This is a genomic window from Kitasatospora sp. LaBMicrA B282 (assembly GCF_050325825.1).
GTDB lineage: Bacteria > Actinomycetota > Actinomycetes > Streptomycetales > Streptomycetaceae > Kitasatospora.
Map to the genome: position 1 here is coordinate 45737 of NZ_JBNQTI010000030.1, position 15252 is coordinate 60988.

Annotated in this window: 20 protein-coding genes; 17 read left to right on the plus strand and 3 right to left on the minus strand. The window is 70.9% G+C overall.

Translation table 11 applies throughout. The annotated features are described in order from the left end of the window. The first annotated feature begins 45 nt into the window (after window positions 1-45). Window positions 46-1551 (plus strand): ISL3 family transposase, encoded by a 1506-nt coding sequence (locus tag ACQRUO_RS11495; protein WP_428315725.1) that lies wholly within the window; start codon window positions 46-48, stop codon window positions 1549-1551. Between the two features lie 35 nt (window positions 1552-1586). Here the strand turns inward: ACQRUO_RS11495 and ACQRUO_RS11500 are convergent, their stop codons facing one another. Next, complete coding sequence (locus ACQRUO_RS11500) at window positions 1587-2018, minus strand: hypothetical protein (RefSeq protein ID WP_428315706.1); 432 nt, start codon at window positions 2016-2018, stop codon at window positions 1587-1589. Window positions 2019-2440: 422 nt separating this feature from the next. Between ACQRUO_RS11500 and ACQRUO_RS11505 the strand changes: the two genes are divergently transcribed. The 14 genes from ACQRUO_RS11505 to mihF all read left to right on the plus strand — a co-directional run bounded on the left by ACQRUO_RS11505 (window position 2441) and on the right by mihF (window position 10847). Beyond that, on the plus strand, window positions 2441-2677 hold the full coding sequence (locus tag ACQRUO_RS11505) for a hypothetical protein (RefSeq protein ID WP_428315707.1): 237 nt from the start codon (window positions 2441-2443) through the stop codon (window positions 2675-2677). Window positions 2678-3117: 440 nt separating this feature from the next. Then, entirely contained in the window at window positions 3118-4218 is a 1101-nt protein-coding gene (locus tag ACQRUO_RS11510; protein ID WP_428315708.1) for a hypothetical protein, read from the plus strand. 271 nt (window positions 4219-4489) lie between these two features. After that, window positions 4490-4753, plus strand: coding sequence for a hypothetical protein (locus ACQRUO_RS11515; RefSeq protein WP_428315709.1), 264 nt, complete (start codon window positions 4490-4492; stop codon window positions 4751-4753). A gap of 160 nt (window positions 4754-4913) precedes the next feature. Next, complete coding sequence (locus ACQRUO_RS11520) at window positions 4914-5156, plus strand: hypothetical protein (RefSeq protein WP_428315710.1); 243 nt, start codon at window positions 4914-4916, stop codon at window positions 5154-5156. Next, complete coding sequence (locus ACQRUO_RS11525) at window positions 5131-5655, plus strand: DUF6879 family protein (protein ID WP_428315711.1); 525 nt, start codon at window positions 5131-5133, stop codon at window positions 5653-5655. The genes ACQRUO_RS11520 and ACQRUO_RS11525 overlap by 26 nt, the downstream gene beginning before the upstream one ends. A gap of 23 nt (window positions 5656-5678) precedes the next feature. After that, complete coding sequence (locus ACQRUO_RS11530; protein ID WP_428315712.1) at window positions 5679-6527, plus strand: DUF5753 domain-containing protein; 849 nt, start codon at window positions 5679-5681, stop codon at window positions 6525-6527. A gap of 142 nt (window positions 6528-6669) precedes the next feature. After that, window positions 6670-6828 carry a hypothetical protein gene (locus ACQRUO_RS11535; protein WP_428315713.1) on the plus strand — a complete coding sequence of 53 codons (159 nt, stop codon included), beginning with the start codon at window positions 6670-6672 and terminating at the stop codon, window positions 6826-6828. Beyond that, window positions 6825-7022, plus strand: a complete 198-nt coding sequence (locus ACQRUO_RS11540; RefSeq protein ID WP_428315714.1) for a hypothetical protein — start codon at window positions 6825-6827, stop codon at window positions 7020-7022. The genes ACQRUO_RS11535 and ACQRUO_RS11540 overlap by 4 nt, the downstream gene beginning before the upstream one ends. Before the next feature lie 161 nt (window positions 7023-7183). Beyond that, the gene (locus ACQRUO_RS11545; protein WP_428315715.1) at window positions 7184-7429 is read left to right on the plus strand and encodes a DUF397 domain-containing protein; all 246 of its coding nucleotides are present in this window, start codon (window positions 7184-7186) and stop codon (window positions 7427-7429) included. Between the two features lie 90 nt (window positions 7430-7519). Then, on the plus strand, window positions 7520-8368 hold the full coding sequence (locus ACQRUO_RS11550) for a cupin domain-containing protein (RefSeq protein ID WP_428315716.1): 849 nt from the start codon (window positions 7520-7522) through the stop codon (window positions 8366-8368). A 39-nt stretch (window positions 8369-8407) separates the two neighbouring features. Further along, entirely contained in the window at window positions 8408-8713 is a 306-nt protein-coding gene (locus ACQRUO_RS11555; protein ID WP_428315717.1) for a DUF6087 family protein, read from the plus strand. 122 nt (window positions 8714-8835) lie between these two features. Then, window positions 8836-8961 carry a hypothetical protein gene (locus ACQRUO_RS11560; RefSeq protein ID WP_428315718.1) on the plus strand — a complete coding sequence of 42 codons (126 nt, stop codon included), beginning with the start codon at window positions 8836-8838 and terminating at the stop codon, window positions 8959-8961. A gap of 1152 nt (window positions 8962-10113) precedes the next feature. Next, window positions 10114-10497: a hypothetical protein gene (locus ACQRUO_RS11565; protein ID WP_428315719.1), complete on the plus strand. Its 384-nt coding sequence runs from the start codon at window positions 10114-10116 to the stop codon at window positions 10495-10497. A gap of 35 nt (window positions 10498-10532) precedes the next feature. Further along, window positions 10533-10847: an integration host factor, actinobacterial type gene (mihF, locus tag ACQRUO_RS11570; protein ID WP_428315720.1), complete on the plus strand. Its 315-nt coding sequence runs from the start codon at window positions 10533-10535 to the stop codon at window positions 10845-10847. A gap of 328 nt (window positions 10848-11175) precedes the next feature. Here mihF and ACQRUO_RS11575 read toward each other — a convergent pair whose 3' ends face one another. Beyond that, window positions 11176-11514 carry a helicase associated domain-containing protein gene (locus tag ACQRUO_RS11575; RefSeq protein ID WP_428315721.1) on the minus strand — a complete coding sequence of 113 codons (339 nt, stop codon included), beginning with the start codon at window positions 11512-11514 and terminating at the stop codon, window positions 11176-11178. Between ACQRUO_RS11575 and ACQRUO_RS11580 the strand changes: the two genes are divergently transcribed. Continuing rightward, window positions 11403-11903 (plus strand): hypothetical protein, encoded by a 501-nt coding sequence (locus ACQRUO_RS11580; RefSeq protein ID WP_428315726.1) that lies wholly within the window; start codon window positions 11403-11405, stop codon window positions 11901-11903. The genes ACQRUO_RS11575 and ACQRUO_RS11580 overlap by 112 nt on opposite strands. Window positions 11904-12318: 415 nt before the next feature. Here the strand turns inward: ACQRUO_RS11580 and ACQRUO_RS11585 are convergent, their stop codons facing one another. After that, the gene (locus tag ACQRUO_RS11585) at window positions 12319-13638 is read right to left on the minus strand and encodes a PQQ-binding-like beta-propeller repeat protein (protein WP_428315722.1); all 1320 of its coding nucleotides are present in this window, start codon (window positions 13636-13638) and stop codon (window positions 12319-12321) included. A 43-nt stretch (window positions 13639-13681) separates the two neighbouring features. On the opposite strand from ACQRUO_RS11585, the gene ACQRUO_RS11590 reads away from it, so the two are divergent. Continuing rightward, entirely contained in the window at window positions 13682-14770 is a 1089-nt protein-coding gene (locus ACQRUO_RS11590) for a hypothetical protein (RefSeq protein ID WP_428315723.1), read from the plus strand. Window positions 14771-15252 lie beyond the last annotated feature (482 nt).

Consider the following 15252-nt stretch of genomic DNA (forward strand, 5'->3'; position numbering starts at 1 on the left):
CTGGATCAGGTCCTGGTCGACCGGATCGTCCGTGTCGGCCGGTCAGTGCGGATCATTGCGAGATGCGTCGCCCCGATGGCTCGGTGCCCCGGATGCGTCACTGGCTCGTCCCGGGTCCACAGTCGCTATCGGCGCCGACTCGCCGACACGGCCGTCGGCGGCCAGACGATGGCCATCGACCTCACGGTGCGACGCTTCTTCTGCGGCACCGCAGAGTGCCCGAAGCAGACGTTCGCCGAGCAGGTCGACCAGCTCACCTTTCGGCACGGTCGCCGCACAATGAGCCTGCAACGCGTCCTGGAGAAGATAGCGCTGGCGCTCGGCGGGCAGGCGGGACAGCGCCTCGCGGAACATCTGGCGCACCCGGTCAGCGGCTCGACACTGCTACGGCTGATCCGCCGGCTCGACCTCCCGCCGGTCGGCGACGTGGCGGTGCTGGGGGTGGACGAGTTCGCCTTCCGGCGAGGTCGGAGGTTCGGCACGATCCTGATCGATATGGAGACCCACCGCCCGTTGGACGTCCTGCCCGACCACACGGCGGATACCTTCGCCGCCTGGCTGCAGGACCGCCACCACGTCCAGACGATCTGCCGCGACCGTGGCGGCTCGTTCGCCGAAGGCGCCCAGCGAGCCCTGCCCGGTGTTCCGCAGGTCGCCGACAGGTGGCACATCCTCCACAACCTGGCCATCGCGGTCGAGAAGGCCGTCCGACGACATCGCACCTGCTTGGCACCTCCCGCACCCGACCCCGGCGACACCGAGACCGGGGCCGGCCAGACGCCCCCGCTCCTGGACCAACCTGCCCCGGGACGGCGCGAGCAGACGACCCGGGCCCGCTGGCAGGAGGTCCGCCCGCTGTTCGAGAACGGCATGACCCTCCAGGCGATCAGCCGGCACACCGGCTACGACCTCACAACCGTTCGCCGATACGCGCGCGCCACCTCCGCTGAGGAACTTATCCGGCCTCGCCAGCGCACCCGGACAGACCTCGACCCCCACAAGGCACATCTGCTCCAGCGGTGGGAGGAGGGATGCGACAACGCCGAAACACTGCGCACCGAACTCGCAGAACGCGGCTACACCGGGTCCCGCAGGACGGTCCGCCGATTCCTCAACACCCTTGGCACGTCCGTCCTCCGGCAACCACCGCCAGCTCCAACACCCGCCGTCCCGGACGTGGTGCGCTGGATCATCGGCCGCCCGGAGAACCAGAGCGAGTCGGCCAACCAGCGCCTCAAGGACCTCTGCACGCGCTGTGCTCACATTGCCGCGACCTGCCGGCTCGCCCGCGGCTATGCCTCGCTCCTGAGACGCCGCGACGGCCACCGCCTCCAGGGCTGGCTCGCCGAGGCCGAGCAGAGCGAGATCACTGAGCTCCACTCCTTCGCGAAGGGCTTGCGCCAGGACCTCGCCGCCGTCACCGCCGGGCTCACCACGGACTGGAACTCCGGCGCGGTCGAGGGGCACGTGAACCGGATCAAGATGATCAAGCACCAGCACTACGGCCGAGCCGGATTCGACCTCCTCAGGCGTCGCATCCTGCTCGCGTGAAGATCACCCGTCCTGAGGAAGATCGGCGAGCGGGATCATTGGGGCGGGGCGACCGGCTCCAGGTGATCAGTCTCCGGGTTGAGCAGGTAGGCCAGGGCACGGCGGTCGGTGCCAAGCGCCCCCAAGAAGAGGTCGACAGCGCCGTTCACGTCCTCGTACGCGCGCTCCACCGCGAGGTCGACAAGCTGCTCGGGGGACATCTGGTAGCTGACCATGAACTTGACGCCCTTCACCTTGAAGGCAGCGCCCTCCACTTCACCGAGGTCATCCCAGCCGTGCTCCAGGGTCAGCCGCAGGCGCTGGACGACTGCCTCCATCGGCACCCGCAGATACGCCACGATTCGGTAGTTCCAGGAGGCGACGACCAGCAGGCTCTGCTGGTACGCCGGATTTTTGCCTGTGTAGTAAGGAATCTCAACGGCTGGCTGCCAATCTTGTTCCGGCCCGGGAATCTCGATCTCCGCCATCGCCAGGCTCCCCCTCTGTGACCCACCCGTGCTCAACACGCCCACGGTAGCCGAGAGCCGACAACGGGCCATGCCAGACCCGGAGGGAGCGTGGTGCTGGCCGGACCAGCCAGCTCGACCGATGCAGCTCGTGAGCGATTCACGGAAAGTGTCGACGATCGCGCAATTCCCCGCAGCTGTGGTCACGCAATTCCCCGGGCTCTGCCTGCCGACGCGGAGTGATCGTCTTGTCTTGTCTGTGCCCTCGCCCGGGTGACCTCTACTCCGTCCCACCAGAGCACGACGAGAAGGCCCCTGCGCGCGGCTTGCCCAGATGACGGTGTGTCACTCCTTCGAGGGCGTGGCGGCATGGACTGGCCCGGGGTTGGTCACGGTGCTTGCGACTGGGTGGCATCATGGCGCCCCGCAGTCGAGGAGAACCCGTGCGTCGCAGTACCGCAGCACTCGCCACAGCCGCCGCTGCCCTGGCCGGCGCCGTCCTCTTCACCGGCACTGCCCGGGCCCAACCCCTGGCTGGGTCCCATGTCCGGTTCTCCGATCCGCCGGTTACCTTCCGCCAGTGTGAGGAGGGCGGCGGCTGGGTGGCGACCGACATCGCCAGTCGCCGGGAATTCTGCGTGGGCGGGCGGTACAACGGCCGGTACGTCGACTGGGAGTGACCGGCCTGCATGGGCGGGCGTGGAAGCACGCCGAGGGAGCGGTGGCGCTGTTCAACCAGGCCGTGAGGTGGCTGCGTCGCCACCGGGTTTTGCTGCCTGGGGTGTCGGTGCCGGCCGAGCAGGTCGCCGCGGTGCGCAAGGCCGTGGGTGGGTGGCTGCCGCGCACGATTGGGCGAGTGCGAACGGTCGTTGGTAGGTACGGGTGGGGGACTTGGCGGGTGTGTTGCGGCTCGCTGTGTGTGGGGTGGGTGACGATCGGTCCGGTGGCACCTGATGCCTGTTCCACCGCCCGGGCTCTTCTGGGCCGTCTTTCCGGGAGGCGTCCGTGGGCGGGAGCGGGTGGGTGGTGCCCGCCGTGTCCGAGGAGTCGACGAGTATCCGCTGTCATCTGGTGCCCGAGGGGCCGGGGCGGGCGGGTGGAAGGGCGGTATCGAGTGGGGTTGTCGCGTTCGACCGGCTGGCTGGCCGGTCTGACGGTGCTGGGGCTGGCGTCCGGAGGTCTGGTGCTCCCGTCGACGGCGGTGGCGGCGTCGGGTGCCAAGCCGGTGCGCTCTGTTGTCTTCAAGCCGCGCAAGGACGGCAAGGGCCAGATCTGGAAGGTGCCGAAGGGGGTGAAGAAGCTCGACGTCTACCTGTGGTCACCCGGTGGTGGTGGCGGCGGTGGCGGCGGCGCGGGTGGCGGCGGCGGCGGTGAGGGCCGGGCGCTGGGTTCTGGGGTGACTGACAGTTCCGGGGTGGGCGGGGGCGGCGCGGGCGGGGCCGGCGGGGCCGGCGGTGGTGGCGGGGGGTCGGGCAGTTTTCGGCACTGCGTGTGGAAGGTGCCCGGCGATGGGGCCTCGTTGGACATCCTCGTGGGTGCGGGCGGTGCGGGCGGCCAAGGCGGCAGTGGCGGCAAGGGCGGCTCGTCGGGGACCAACGGGCTGGGCACCGACGGCAGCAACGGCAAGAACGGCAACTCGGCCGCCGCCGGCAGCCAGGGGCGAACCACCCGGGTCCTCGTCATCGCCCCCTACCACTACACCATCGTTGGGGGCGATGCCGGTGAGGGCGGGGGTGGCGGGGGCGGGGGCGCCGGCGGGGCCGGAGGCAACGAGAAGGGCACCTCGAACACCGCCGGCCCCAAGAACGGGGGCAAGGGCGGCGCCGGCGACGACCACAGCTACTCCAACCCGCAGAAGTGCTCGATCACCTTCGGCAAGGCCGGCGCCGCGGGTAGCCCGGGCGGTGACGGCGCCGGCACGAAAAAGGGCGCGGATCTCGGCGGGATCGGCGGCGACGTGGGCAAGGGCGGCAGTCCCGCGGCGCCCCTGGGCACCGCAAAGATCACGCTTCCCGACGGGAGCGGGTTCACCGCCCCGGCAGGCACCGGCGGGGGCGGCCTGGCCGGCTCCTACGAAACCTCGCCGACCCGGCTGCCGGCCGCCGGAGGTGCAGGCGGCATGGGCGGAAAAGGCAACGCCAGCCCCAAAGACGGATACACAGGCAAGACCGGCCAGAACGGCGTCAAGGGCGGAGACGGGCTCGTCCTGATCGCCTGGTGAGACCTCAACCCACAACAACGGGCCCCGGGCGACGCCCGGGGCCCGTTCCTTGTCCCTCCGCCGCGCCACCCGAGCACAACACCCTGCCCGCTCCCGCTTCTGGCCGTTCCAGTCCCCGAGGCCAGGATGCGCGCACGGCTGACCCTCACCAACACCGATGGCCTCGCCCCTGACGGGGCGAGGCCATCACCATGAGGCGGCTTACTCACAAGGGGCAAATCCCCAACACGCTGTCCTTGACAGGGAAGACGACCGCGGCGCGGGCCCGGCGGTGTGGCGGCGCTTCGGCCGCACCGGCTGGCATACCCTCACCGGCGCGCTGGACAACCCGGATGGTGACCGGCTCCTCGCCGTCGAGCGCCAGGCCGCGGCCGCCGCCCGCCGCGACTGCGAGCAGGCCGCGCGGGAGGCGAGCCGTCCGGCCCGCACCTGCCGCTCGGAGTCGTTCTCGGACGAGCGGTGGGCGGAGCGGGAGCGGGGCTGGCCAGGCTACATCGGCTGCCTGATCGCCGACGGCGAGATCCGTCCCGCCTGACCGGGCCTGTGGCCCCACCGTCACGGACCGGGACGCCGGCGACCCGGCGTGCGAGACACCCGCGCGCCCTTGACGGGGTGTCACTCGCGGGTGGACCGTCGTGCAAAGCCACGCAACCGGCTTGGTACGGGAGGGCATCATGACGTTACGGTTCGCCGGGGTGGACCCCAACACCGGCAAGGACGAGAGCCCGATGGTCTGGGTGGACGACGAGAACAAGGAACTGGTCGTCCAGGGCCTCAAACCCGGCCAGGCGCTCCTGGCCGAGATCGGTTCGACCGAGTGGGTGCCCGGCCACTCGGTCGGTACTCCCGACCACGAGAACGTGACCCGCATTCCGCTGCGCATGGCGGCGATCATCAGGAAGGCGCTGGACGATGCCGAACGTGACGGCTTTCTCTGAGCAGCTGGCCGCTACCCGGCACTCCGCGGTCCACCTGGAGATGCGCGACTCCTACGGCGTCGTTGGGGAGGCCGAGCAGTTCGAGACCTTCCGCCGTACCGGCGTGCGCCCGGACCTCGACCCCGAGGGCGAGGACTGGTCCGACTGGGTGCCGATGATCCGCGCCGCGGTCGCCCGCGGCGTGGTGATCCGCCGGGCCCGGATCGTCTCCGAGCCGGTCACCGAGTACATCCGCTTCGAGCACGCCGGCACCGTCGTCAACCTCGCGGCCGGCGAGCAGGTGCGCTGGCTGCCGCGCCGCCGGGCCTGCGACCTCGCGCTGCCCGGCAACGACTTCTGGCTGTTCGACGACACGATCGTCCGCTTCAACCACTTCACCGGCGACGGCGCCTCCGCCGGGCCGCAGATGTGCCAGGACCCAGCCGTGGCCAAGCTCTGCTCGGATGCGTTCGAGGCGGTATGGGAACGCGGCATCCCGCACGAGAAGTACACCGTCTGACACCACCCCAGGACAGCCAGCCCGTGCCCACCTCCCCGTCCTCCAGCGCCCAGGAAGCCCGCCTGGCCCTGGCCGCGCGCCTGCGCGAGATCATGCTGGATGCCGGTCTCCAAGGGCAGGAGCTGGCTGCCCGTTGCGGGTGGAACGGCGCCAAGACCTCCCGCATCATCAACGCCAAGACCGCGCCGTCGGAGGCCGACATCCGCACGTGGTGCCGCGCCTGCGGTGCCGACGACCAGGCCGAGGACCTGATCGCCGCCAACCGGGCCGTGGACTCCATGTATGTCGAATGGCGCCGCCTCACCCGCACCGGACTACGCCGGCTTCAGGAGTCCGCGGTCCCCCTCTACGAGCGCACCCGACACTTCCGCTCCTACTCCTCGCGCGTCGTGCCCGGTGTCCTGCAGACCCAGGCCTACGCCACCGCCCTGCTCGCCACCGTCGCCGACTTCCGCCGCACACCCAACGACGTCGCCGAAGCCGTCAAGGCGCGCCTGGCCCGCTCCCGCGTCGTGCGCACCGGCCACCACCGCTTCGCGATCCTGGTGGAGGAATCCGTCCTCTACTACCGCCTCGGGACCACCGAGACGATGACCGAGCAACTGACGCACCTGCGGGCCGCCATGACGCTGCCGGCCGTCTCCCTTGGCGTCATCCCCTTTACCGCGCAGCGCACCATGTGGCCCGTGGAGACCTTCAACATCTTCGACGACGCGGAAGCCGGCGTGGAACTGCTCTCCGCCCAGGTGACCGTCACCACCCCCAGCGAACTCGCCCTCTACGCCCAGGCTTTCGACCGGCTCAAGAACTTCGCGGTGTACGGGGAACAGGCACGCGCCCTGATCCTTCGAGCGATCGACTCCCTGGGCTGAAAGTCTGCAAACGCATGCAAACGCGTTGAAGCTGTACTCGGCCATTGCCTACCGTCGTTGTCGCCGCCCGGGCAGGACCAACCGATCTCCCTGGTCCGTGGTAGCACCGGGCGGCCCCGTCCCTCGATGGCTGGAGTCCGCCATGCTCACGCTGCTGCCAGCACGGCCCCCGACGAGCGACCTGGTGGTCAGCGTGGAGGGCCGGACGGTGGTCTACGTCCCGAACCGCGAGCGGGCCCGGCGCCGCGCGTTGGTGCTGCGACAGCTCCAGGCGACCCGGCGCCGGCGGGGGCGGCGGTGATCAGCGTGGACTGGGTGCCGCTGGAGAAGCGACGCCGAGGGCTGACGATCCGCTCCTACCACGTGGCAGCGGACGGCACCCGCTTCGGCGACTCCGGGGTGGTCGAGGCCGATCCCGAGGACGTATCGGTGTACGACCGCCACCCCGCTGCTGGGTGGCCGGCCTGCGGGTGCCCGCGCTGCCGACCCGCCTAGCGCCCACCCCGCAGCCCCGTCACCTCGCCGCCCCGGGAACGGCGCCGTGGTGACGGACCCAGACCAGGCCGCCTCGCCGCGGATCCGGCAGCGGCCTGCGCAAGGGGCGGTAGCCCTACCGCCCCTTGGCACCACCACACCGAGATGAGAGGAGGCCCGGCATGAGCCAGGCCGTCACCGTCGAGAACTACCACCCCTGCGGCGCGCCGCAGGGGCTGACCTGGATCAAGTCGTCGAAGTCCAACATGCAGCACCTCGACGACAGCATCGGGATCGCCCTGGACGGCGACAGCATCCTGATCGGGATCACCACCGACCCGAGCCAGGTCCCGCTGACCGCCACCCGCACCAAGCTGAAGGCGCTGATCGAGGGCGCCAAGGCCGGCGAGTTCGACCACCTCGTCTGATCCATCCGAAAAGGGGGTGTCCCCTGAGAGCGGAATTCTCCGGGGACACCCCCGCCCTCGATCACACCACACCGATCCGAAGGACCCCAGGTGAGCCTCATCACCCGACTCGTCACCGACCCGCTCCAGTTCCTCACCGCCTGGCCCACCCGGTCGGCGGTCTACGACCGCGACGCCGACGACCTGGCCCGGCTCTTCAACCGCGACGACGCCCGCCGCATCATCGCCGACCCCACCCTGCGCAGCATCGAGCTGGGCCACGTACGCAACGGCGCGCTGGTGCCGGACCGCCCGGACGCCGACCACCCCACCGCGACCCTGGTCCTCAACGGCCTGCACCTGACCTGGCCCCCGCTGCGCGACGCCACCCGCCAGCTGGCCGCCGAGCTCGGCCACCCCATCACCGCCAACGTCTACTCGACCCCGCCAGGCTCCACCGGGTACGGGCCGCACTGGGACACCCACCACGTCCTGCTCGCCCAGGTCGAGGGCCACAAGACGTGGAAGCTCCACCCGCCGATCGTTCAGGACCCGCTCGACGCCCACCGCTGGACCAAGGTCGGATTCAGCGGCGAGCAGCTGAAGCAGATCGAGGCCGACGCCGACACCCTCACCCTCACGGCCGGTCAGGTCCTCTACATCCCCCGCGGCTGGGTGCACTTCGGACACACCACCACCGAGCACTCCCTCCACATCACCTTCGGCGTGCAACTGCTCACCCGGCACTGGCTGCTCGGCCGCCTCCTCCAGCAGGCCACCGACGACCCGAAACTGCGCGCCGCCCTGCCGCCGGGCCTGTCCGCCTGGTCGATCGAGGACTTCACCGCCCAGGCCCGCAGCACGCTCTCCGACTTCCTGCTCCACCTGCACGTCAACCTCGCCACCGCCGGCGAGATGCTCCAGAGCGCACAGCAGTGCGCGGTCCTCCAGATCGCCTAACCTCACCAGAGGCCCAATCGCCTGCAAAAGGACGTGACCGTGCTCGGCCCCGACGACGACATGCAGGACTGGTACCGGGACCGAGCCGGCCGCACCCCGGCCCCCGGAACCCGCGACGCGATCCTCCTCGACCGCGCCGCACAAGCCGGCGCCCACCCCTTCGACGACACCGCACGCCTGGTCGTGGAATGGGACGGCACCGCGTGGCAGCCCGTCTCGGTCGCCACGAACTACGCCGAGGCCTACGGGCTCATCGCCCAGGCCGGACCCGACCCCCTCTTCCCGCAGCCCGACACCCCCGTCGCCCTGCTGCGCAAAGGGTCCGGCCGCCACCGAAAGCAGTAACCCCCGGGAAGGCTTGAGTGGGCAAACACCGCAGGCTCTGCGACTGGACAGGGTGTCGTACCCGCGCCCACCTGATCGACCTGGAGACCCGCCGCCACTTCTGCCTGGATTGCGCTCTCGCCATGCTCTACGCAGCCCAGGACCCGATCCTGCAGTTCCACGAGCTCGATGACTCCACCGCGTACTCCACCGCGCTGCGCGAGCGCTCGATCATCGGACTGCGCATGCGCCAACGGCCCTTCAGCTAGGAGCGGGGCCTCGGCATGTCTGCCGGCCGGCGCGGCCGTGCTGTGTATCGGCAGGTCAGCCGGCCGCTGCGGCGAGCACCACCACGGTGGCGTCGTCGCGGATTCCGTCCCTGTCGGCGCGAGAGGCGGCCACCAAGGCCTCGGGCAGATGCTGCGGCTCGTCCTGGTGGCCGCGCTGTCGAAGAGCTGGGGGTCCAGCTGACCACCATCGGGAAAGTGGTGTGGGGTGTGGGCCGAGCCAGCCGAGCCCGCCCCGCCCGGCCGGTAGTTTCGGCGCGCGTCGGAACCCGGTCGACGCCGGGGGTTGCTCCAACGGTTGCTCCCACCGGTGGTCCGACGGTTGCTCCGAGAGTTGCAGGGCAAGTTGCAGGGCAAGTTGCAGCGGCCCTTCGGCCGCCAGCGGCATCCGCGCAGGTCACAGGCCCTGGGTAAGCCCCCTCCCGTCGCGGACATCTCTTTCTACACCCCCTGGTGTGGAAAGAGATGTCCCTCTTCCCTCCGGCCGCCGGCCCGGCGACCCGCGGCTGCGACCACGGCAGCCGGCCGGGTCGGTTCCAGATGCGGTCCTGCATGCGGTTCCGGATGGGGTCCTGGCCTCCGGCCTGGATGGGGTCCTGGCCGCGGTCCTGCACCCATCGGGGACGGCCCGGTGTTGTCGCAGGTCAGCGGCCGGGTATCAAGGTACGGAAAGGCTGACAACCTCTCTGGGGACCTGCCTGTTGCTGTGGGGCGGGGTGCTGCGGTCGGTCGGGGGCGCCTGCCGCGGGCCGGATCGGTCGGCGCCCGGCGCTGCCGTGCGCGCGGCCCAGGGCGCCCGGCGGGCCTGTGACAGCCCCTCAGGCCCGCCGGGAAGAACCCGGGCCAGCGCGGCAGGCCCGGGTGCGGCTGGTCGGAAACCGTGCTGATTGGGCTGGCGGGTGCCGGCGGCGTGGTCGAGGAGGTGCACCGGTTCCTCGTGACGACGATGTGCTTGGGCCAGCGGTCGCGGAGGGCGCAGCCGCGGGACCCGGATGTGTCCGCCCGTTCTGTGAGGCTGGTTGTTCGTGCACCCATCAGGGCTGTTCGGTGTCTGACCGTGTTATCCGGCTGCGATCACGGGCAATGGATGCGCGGTGTCGGGATCAGTTGACGGTGACGGAAGGGAGCATGCGGATGGGTGGCGGTCTGTTCGACGGACTTGGTCAGGCGGTCGACGGGGTTGTGGGCGCGGTGCTGGGGGTGTTCGAGAGCCCCGCTGATGCGGTGGCCCAGGGGGCGGATGGCCGCCTGGAGGAGCAGGAGGCCCAGAGTCTGGCGGATCGGGCCCTGACGGTCATGGCCGAGGTCCTGGAATGTGACGTCGAGGCCCTGCAGCCCGAGACGGACCTCCGAGCCTTGGGCGCGGAGGAGGAGAGCCTCGCCGTCATGGCCTGGCTGCTGGAAGCGGAGCTGGACTTGGAAGGCCTGCTCGAAGAGGCGGACGACTGGCAGACGGTGGGCAGTGTCCTGTTCGGTATCGGCGAGGAAGCGGCCGCCGAGCAGACCTCCGCCGCCTGACCTGCCCCCCTTCACCATCAACCAAGGAGAACCCCATGAGTCTGCCGACCATGACCGCCGAGCAGCGCACCGAGGCGCTGGCGAAGGCGGCCGCAGTCCGCAAAGCCAGATCGGAACTGATCGGGAAGGTCAAGGCGGGCAAGGTGTCGGTTGCCGAGCTCCTCAAGAAGGCCGACACCGACGATCTCGTCAAGAAGACCAAGGTCGCCGCGGTCATCAAAGCCCTGCCGGGAGTAGGCCCGGTGAAGGCCGCCAAGCTGATGGACCAGGCTGAAGTCCCCGAGGACCGCCGCATCGGCGGCCTGGGCGCCAGGCAGCGCGCAGCCCTGCTGGACGCCCTCAAGGACTGAGAACGCGCCAGCAGACGGCCAAGGACGTTCGGCACCCGACATCCCCGGGAACCACCTCTTGCAGTGGGGCGGGGTGCTGCGGTCGGCTCGGGTGCCTGCCGCAGGCCGTGTGATCGGCGCTTGGCGGCCCTGTGACAGCCTTTCAGACCCCGCCCCGCAGAACACCGCCAGTGCGCGCGTCCGGCCGCCACCACGCCAACCAGCGCCCCGCTGCGCCTGGCCGCCAACCGGGCCACCGCGGGTACGCTCGCCCCCGGCCGTCCCGAGGCGTCCGGCCGAGGTTTCGGGGCGGCCTGGGACGCCCGCCCCGCCGGCACCAACCGGCCCGCTACCAGGCCACGCCGAGGGCCTCCAGCTGGCCGCGTTGCTCGGCGGTCAACCCGGGCTGCCGGGCCCGGGTGTTGTTGAGCCAGGTGCCCAGCGACAGCCCCTCCTCCCGGTGGGTACGCGGGACCCGCACATGCCCCTCCCGCTCGGCGAACGCGGCCAGGCCCAGCTGGAACCGGTCGGTGCGCGAGGGCGCGCCGTTTGCGCGCCGAACGTATAGCCCGAACCGTGACGTACCCAGAATTTCGCGGGCAAGCGTTGGCCGAGGTGGCCGGGGTGCTGGCCGCCTCGGACCCGCAACGTGCGCTCCGGATGGTTTCTGAAGCCGAACAGGCCGCAACCAACGGGAGCTTGTTCAGCAGGGCGTTGGTGTTGGTCTCGGTGGTCAAGGTGGCGGCCGGGCTCGATCCGGAAGCCGCCGATCAGATGGCCCAGCAGATTGACGATCAGACCGCCCAGGAAGAGGCGCTGATCGCGGTGGCCCGGGCCTTCGCCGGGAGCAACCTCGTACGAGCCGAGCAGATCGCCCGCAGCATCACCAGACCGGACGGGCGGGCCCAGGCACTGAGTGAGGTGGCTGATGAAGTCGGCTTGCCCGCAGCCAACCACTTGCTGGCACCAGCCTTCGCACTGGGCTCGTGGCTGCCGCCTCTGTGGGCGATGGCGAAGCACCACCCGCAGGAGGCGGACCGGATCGCCCGCACGTTATACCCGGACGATCGCCGCTGACCGCTGCGGCAGTGCCGGCCTGCAGACCGGTTGGCGGGGCGGGCAACTGGTCCGGGTGAGCGTGCGGTGGAGGCTTGGGGTGTCCGAGCCGGTGGTTGCCCGCTCGGCAGCGGCACCTGCTCCCCGGCGATCCCGAGCGCGGCGAGCGACTCGCGCTGCCCCTCGGCCAGGCCAGCCCGGTCGGCCCGCTGCGCCCGGATCCGCTGGCCCGGCTGCTTGTCCTCGAGTCAGGCTTCGGCGGGCGGGGTGGTCCAGTTGATGTGCCGTCGCAGCCGGGCCGGCGCTGGCGGGCCGCGCTTTCGCTCGCTCGCCGCACGGCCTCCTCGGGCGGTACTGGGTCGGTGTCGTGGCCCTGGTGGTCCGGCCCCAGCCCGGGTTGGCGTGCGTTGCCCGCTGTCGGCAGCCGTGCGGGGTGTCAGTCGGCCCTTGCTCCGGTCTCGGCGTCGAGTAGCCGGAGCAGGCTCTGCCGGCCACCACGACCGTCGGCAGTGCCGCGTACCAGGACGCCGTCGCCGAGTGGGACGGGCTGGTGCTGGATGTCGCCCGGGCCGTGCCACAGGACGCGGCCCGCGCGCAGTGCGAGGAGTTCGCCGGTGTCGGGGTGGCTCACGTAGGTGTGATGTGGCCCGGACACCAGTTGCGGGCCGGGGCGGCGGGCCCGCAGGCTGCGTGGGTAGCCCGGGCAGCGGCGCAGCGGGCCCGGCTCGTTCAGCGGGGCGGACAACAGGCCGCCGTCCACCCGCAGGTAGAGCCGGCCGTCGGCGGCGTCTATTCGGCAGGGCCCGGAGGAGATCCGGTACGGGAAGAGGCGCAGGCTCCGCACGGGCGTCTCGGGTTCGAAGGGGCGCAGCAGGTGCAGCCACCGGCCGTTCCCGCAGGAGTAGACGCACGGCGTTCGCCCGCCTTCCAGCAGGCTCGCCTCGTAGTGGTGGTACCTGTTCCCCCGGGGCGCGCTCACGCTGCCGCGCACCTTCCCGGTGCGCGCCTCCAGCAGGCCCAGTGTGTTTCCCGTCGTGCCCGCCACGTCAGCCTGGGACCAGAAGAAGATCGCGGCATCGTCCTCGGTGCCGGCGCTGCGGACGGGACGCACCAGCTCGCCGTCGAGCCAGGGCGAGGCGTCGGCGCGCCCGAAGGTCCGGCGTGCCAGGGTTCGCCGCGCGGTCCAGCACGGCTCGCCGGTGCGCGGGTCGAGCGCGATCAAGTCGGGGCTCTTGCGCCAGGTCCACAGGACCAGCAGGCCGGCGATGGCCTGAGCCTGCCGGATCCGCGGGCAGGACCGGGACCACAACAGGCGCCCGTCCGCAGGATCGTGGGCGGTGACCAGGTCCTCGCTCTCGCTGGTCGCCAGCCAGGTGATCAGGGCGCCGGGTGCGAGCTCGTACCGGTCCGCGGCCTCAACGGTCAACCTCCGCACCAGCGCACCGTCGTCGGCGTCGAGCAGCGTGAAGGTGACCGGCCCGCCGCCGCGCCGGACCGACTCCTGGTGGACCACCACGACCCGGTCGCCCAGCACGTGCGGGCTGAGGTTCCAGGCGTGCGCGATCCGGCCGATTCGGTGCGGGCTCTGGAAGTGCGGGTTGCCACTGGCTGTGTCCAGCGCGACGAGTCGTCCGTCGATCAGGACCAGGACACGGTCGCCGTCGACCACCGGGCGGCCGAGCGGCACGTGCGGCGTGGTGACGGTCCAACAGCCTGACCCGCCCCGCACGGTCACCGGTATCGCGTCACTGAGCACGCGTCATCTTATGACGGACGACGTCCGACCCACCCGTACGGCCTTGGCCGACCACGATCCCGGCGCGGCGGATCACTGTCCATCCCAGCCCGGCCACCCACTCTCCACCGCTCTTGCCCTGGACGTGCTCACCGCCCTGGACAAGCCTCTGCCCACCATCACCTACCCCCGCTCGACCACCGAGCCGTTCTCGGCGATGGCCACCGCTTGGATGCACGCCACCCCGATCACCCGTCTCACCCTGCTGCGCGCCCACCTGCTGGCCACCCGGCCCCTGACCGACCTGCTCACCCTCCACCAGCGCACCGGCGTCCACCTGCGCCTGGTGTGCCACCAGCGCGGTCTCAGTGCGGCCCTTGAAGCGGTCTTGCGGGACGTTGAGCACCACCGCCTTGAGGTCACCACCCCGCCCGCCGCAGCCTCCGCCGCCCAGGAGCGGCGCCGCCCGCGGCCTCGATGGCCTGCGGTGGGGCGCTGGCTGGACCTGCCGGCGCTGACGACGCTGTGCTCCTTCGACGGCGCCCAGCGGCGCTGCCGGTGCATCCCGCGCCGGGCCGAGGAGGTGGGCTTCCGCCCGCCCGTGCTGCGCCCGGCCTCCGCCGCGAAGGTCGCCCGCCGCCTGCACCGAGCCAGCTCTCGTCCGAACCTGGTCGTGGGGCTGGCAACCGCGGTGTTCACCGCGGCCTGCGACGTGCAGTTGTCGACTGCCCACCATGCCGATGTGGTCGCCGACGCCGCCAGCATCACCCTGCACGATCCGGGCAACGTGTGCTTCGGCTGTCTCACCCACCGGGTGCCGGTCTGGGCCCGGCCTCTGCTGCAGGCCGCCCGCTACTACAATGCGCTTGCCTCCGCAGGTGAGCGCCCGTTGTTCAGCGACCCCTACCGGTGCCGCAGGAGCCTGGATCTGATCGCGCTCGCTGAGGCCTGCCGGTTGCGCCCGCCCCAACCACCCGGCACCAGTAGCAGGTCACCGGCCAAGCCGAAATGGCCCGTCAGTAACGCCCACCTGCATTACCCCTGGACCCTTGACGAGATCAGCCACGGCTGTCCCCAGACCACCCCCACCCGATCCGCCGAACCTGACAACCAGCCCAGCAAAAATCATCAACAACCTTACCAAGAACTGTAGTTGCCACTGATTTGCCAACAGCGCAACGGAGTCGGACAGGGGAGGGGCCCTCCGAAATCGCGGGATTAAAAAGCGAAGGAGAACTGATACATACAACGACTATCGCCACCCAGGCCAGACCTACATCCCGTGCTGCGTCCAACGAAACGCCCTCCGGCGAACCAGGGCTGCCGACCCGCCAGTACGGACAAGATCCACCATCCCTGCACCGCTGGCCAGGCACCCAATCAGGAGAGACCAAACCGCACGCCCCAGCCATCCTGCCCGCAGTTAGCCCGGCCGGGAGCGAAGCGAGCGGCCGTATGCCTGACCGGAGGTCAGGCCGAGCTCCGAAGGGGCGAGTGCGCGGCGGAGCCGCGCTTTTGCGGTGGAGCGAAGCGGAACCGCTCCGGCTGAAGGCCGGTCGAGCTCCGAAGGAGCGAGGAGGGACAGTCCGAAGGACTGTCAGCGAGGCGCGAAGCGGCGAGCGGCTGACCGAAGGT

What these genes read in the sequence shown, in the direction of transcription:
- ACQRUO_RS11525 (WP_428315711.1), top strand. Translation starts at nt 5,131, where the DNA reads ATGCCGAACGTGACGGCTTTCTCTGAGCAGCTGGCCGCTACCCGGCAC.
- ACQRUO_RS11560 (WP_428315718.1), top strand. Translation starts at nt 8,836, where the DNA reads ATGCTCTACGCAGCCCAGGACCCGATCCTGCAGTTCCACGAGCTCGAT.
- ACQRUO_RS11545 (WP_428315715.1), top strand. Translation starts at nt 7,184, where the DNA reads ATGAGCCAGGCCGTCACCGTCGAGAACTACCACCCCTGCGGCGCGCCG.
- ACQRUO_RS11535 (WP_428315713.1), top strand. Translation starts at nt 6,670, where the DNA reads ATGCTCACGCTGCTGCCAGCACGGCCCCCGACGAGCGACCTGGTGGTC.
- ACQRUO_RS11500 (WP_428315706.1), bottom strand. Translation starts at nt 2,018, where the DNA reads ATGGCGGAGATCGAGATTCCCGGGCCGGAACAAGATTGGCAGCCAGCC.
- ACQRUO_RS11565 (WP_428315719.1), top strand. Translation starts at nt 10,114, where the DNA reads ATGGGTGGCGGTCTGTTCGACGGACTTGGTCAGGCGGTCGACGGGGTT.
- mihF (WP_428315720.1), top strand. Translation starts at nt 10,533, where the DNA reads ATGAGTCTGCCGACCATGACCGCCGAGCAGCGCACCGAGGCGCTGGCG.